Genomic DNA, 3,108 nt, shown 5'->3' on the forward strand with positions numbered 1-3,108 from the left:
AGAGAAGGGTATACAGGGAATGCCTAGGCTTTTGGAGGCTACGAAGGACGCGACAAGCGGCGAAACGCTCTGGGGAGGTGCACATGACCTTTGATCCGGAGGTATCCGAATGAGACAACTCAACATATTGAAGATATGTTTATATAGCCAACCCGGGGAACTGAAACATCTAAGTACCTGGAGGAAAAGAAAACAATAGTGATTCCGCAAGTAGTGGCGAGCGAACGCGGAAGAGTCCAAACCAGTTGAGTTCCGGCTTGACTGGGGTTGTAGGACCTCGATAATCGATATAACATGAACTGGAATGCATTGAAAAGTGCAGCCGCAGAGGGTGACAGTCCCGTACAGGTAAGTGTTATTTAGAGCGAGAGTTCCTGAGTAAGTGGGGGCCGGTGAAACCCCCATTGAATCCGGCGGCACCATCCGCCAAGACTAAATACTCCCAAAAGACCGATAGTGAACAAGTACCGTGAGGGAAAGGTGAAAAGTACCGTGAATAACGGGGTGAAATAGATCCTGAAACTGTATACCTACAAGCGGACGGAGCTACTTAGTGTAGTGACGTCGTGCCTTTTGCATAATGAGCCTACGAGTTACCTATATTAGCAAGATTAAGGATTTAAGGTCTGTAGTCGTAGCGAAAGCGAGTCTTAAGTGGCGTTTAAGTTAGTGTAGGTAGACGCGAAACCAGGTGATCTACCCATGGGCAGGTTGAAGTTGTGGTAACACACAATGGAGGACCGAACCGGTTGACGTTGAAAAGTCTTCGGATGACCTGTGGGTAGGGGTGAAAGGCCAATCAAACCTGGAAATAGCTCGTACTCCCCGAAATGCCTTTAGGGGCAGCGTTGGGTGAGTTTGATGGAGGTAGAGCTACCAATTAGATGCGGGGGAGTCATATCCTACCAAATCTAGATGAACTCCGAATGCCATCAAACACTACCAGCAGTGAGGGCTAGGGTGCCAAGGTCCTAGTCCGAAAGGGAAAGAACCCGGACCATCGTCTAAGGTCCCCAAGTAATAGTTAAGTTGAACTAAGGAGGTTCAGTCGCTGAGACAGCCAGGATGTTAGCTTGGAAGCAGCTATACATTCAAAGAGTGCGTAACAGCTCACTGGTCGAGCGACAGAGCATCGATAATGATCGGGCATTAAACTATTCACCGAAGACATGGATTTGTATTTAATACAAGTGGTAGGGGAGCATTCTAGCGAGGCTGAAGCAGTGTGGTGATGCACTGTGGACTTTCTAGAAAAGCAAATGTAGGCATAAGTAACGATAAGGCAGGTGAGAAACCTGCCCGCCGATAGACCAAGGTTTCCTGGGCGACGCTAATCGTCCCAGGGTTAGCCGGGACCTAAGGAGATTGCCGAATGGCATATTCGATGGATATCAGGTCAAAATTCCTGAGCATCTTATATTTTCGATGGAGTGACGGAGTGATGCAGCATCTGCGTACTGACGGAATAGTACGTTGAATTGCGTACCTATAGGTTGTGTAGTTAAATGCGCACGACTTGGGGAAACAAGACAGTACAGAGCGACTACGGTCAATTTGATAACGATGTGAAACGCTTCCAAGAAAACCTTCTACGATTAAGATATGAGATCCCGTACCCCAAACCGACACAGGTGGTCAGGGTGAGTAACCCGAGGCGCTCGAGTGATTCATGGCTAAGGAACTAGGCAAATTAGCCCCGTAACTTCGGGAGAAGGGGCGCCTACTTACTTTGTAAGAGGCCGCAGCGAAGAAGTCCAGGCGACTGTTTAACAAAAACACATGGCTATGCGAACTCGAAAGATTCAGTATATAGCCTGACACCTGCCCGGTGCTGGAAGGTTAAGAGGGGGAGTTAGCCTTTGGCGAAGCTCTGAATTGAAGCCCCAGTAAACGGCGGCCGTAACTATAACGGTCCTAAGGTAGCGAAATTCCTTGTCGGGTAAGTTCCGACCTGCACGAATGGTGCAACGATCTGGACGCTGTCTCGGCCATGAGCTCGGTGAAATTGAAGTAGCGGTGAAGATGCCGCTTACCCGCAACGGGACGAAAAGACCCCATGAACCTTTACTGCAACTTAACGTTGGCCGTTGGCCAGGAGTGTGTAGGATAGGCGGGAGACTATGAAGGAGTGTCGCCAGGCATTTTGGAGTCATTGTTGAAATACCGCCCTCTCCTGTTCGACGGTCTAACGGGCTTAGTGTCCGGACATTGTTTGGTGGGTAGTTTGACTGGGGTGGTCGCCTCCAAAAGAGTAACGGAGGCTTTCCAAGGTTCCCTCACGACGGTCGGCAATCGTCGGAAGAGCGCAATGGCATAAGGGAGCCTGACTGCGAGAGAGACATCTCGACCAGGCACGAAAGTGGGACATAGTGATCCGGTGGTACCGCATGGAAGGGCCATCGCTCAAAGGATAAAAGGTACTCTGGGGATAACAGGCTGATCTCCCCCAAGAGCTCAAATCGACGGGGAGGTTTGGCACCTCGATGTCGGCTCGTCACGTCCTGGGGCTGGAGAAGGTCCCAAGGGTTGGGCTGTTCGCCCATTAAAGTGGCACGCGAGCTGGGTTCAGAACGTCGTGAGACAGTTCGGTCTCTATCTGTTGCGGGCGTAGGAAATTTGAGAGGCTCTGACTTTAGTACGAGAGGACCGAGTTGGACACACCTCTGGCGTACCGGTTGTTCCGCCAGGAGCATCGCCGGGTACCTATGTGTGGAGCGGATAAGCGCTGAAAGCATCTAAGCGCGAAACCCACCTCGAGATGAGATTTCCATATAAGGGTTGTTAAAGATTATGACGTTGATAGGCTTCAAGTGTACGTGTAGAGATACATTCAGCTGAGAAGTACTAATCGCCCAAAAGCTTTTTCTTTTACGGTTGGGGTAGTAGAGATACTACCTCAGCAAAGTTTTTCCTTTTCGCTGTCAATGACTAATCAGATTAGTTATTACAGTGATTAAATTCTAACTCATTAGATCATTAAGAAATTGATGGTGCCAATGACGTAGGTGTTCACCTCTTCCCATTCCGAACAGAGCAGTTAAGCCCTACCGTGCTGATGGTACTGGGTTAACCCCCGGGAGAGTAAGTCGGCGCCACATTCATTAAATA

Annotated in this window: 2 rRNA genes; both read left to right on the top strand. The window is 49.5% G+C overall.

Going from position 1 to position 3,108, the window contains the following annotated elements:
* Window positions 1-2,869: ribosomal RNA gene (locus tag IC221_RS29125) — 23S ribosomal RNA — on the top strand.
* Between the two features lie 117 nt (window positions 2,870-2,986).
* Window positions 2,987-3,098, top strand: a 5S ribosomal RNA gene (rrf, locus tag IC221_RS29130).
* Window positions 3,099-3,108: the final 10 nt, after the last annotated feature.

The sequence above is a fragment of the Flammeovirga sp. EKP202 genome (assembly GCF_014534745.1).
Classification (GTDB): Bacteria; Bacteroidota; Bacteroidia; order Cytophagales; family Flammeovirgaceae; genus Flammeovirga.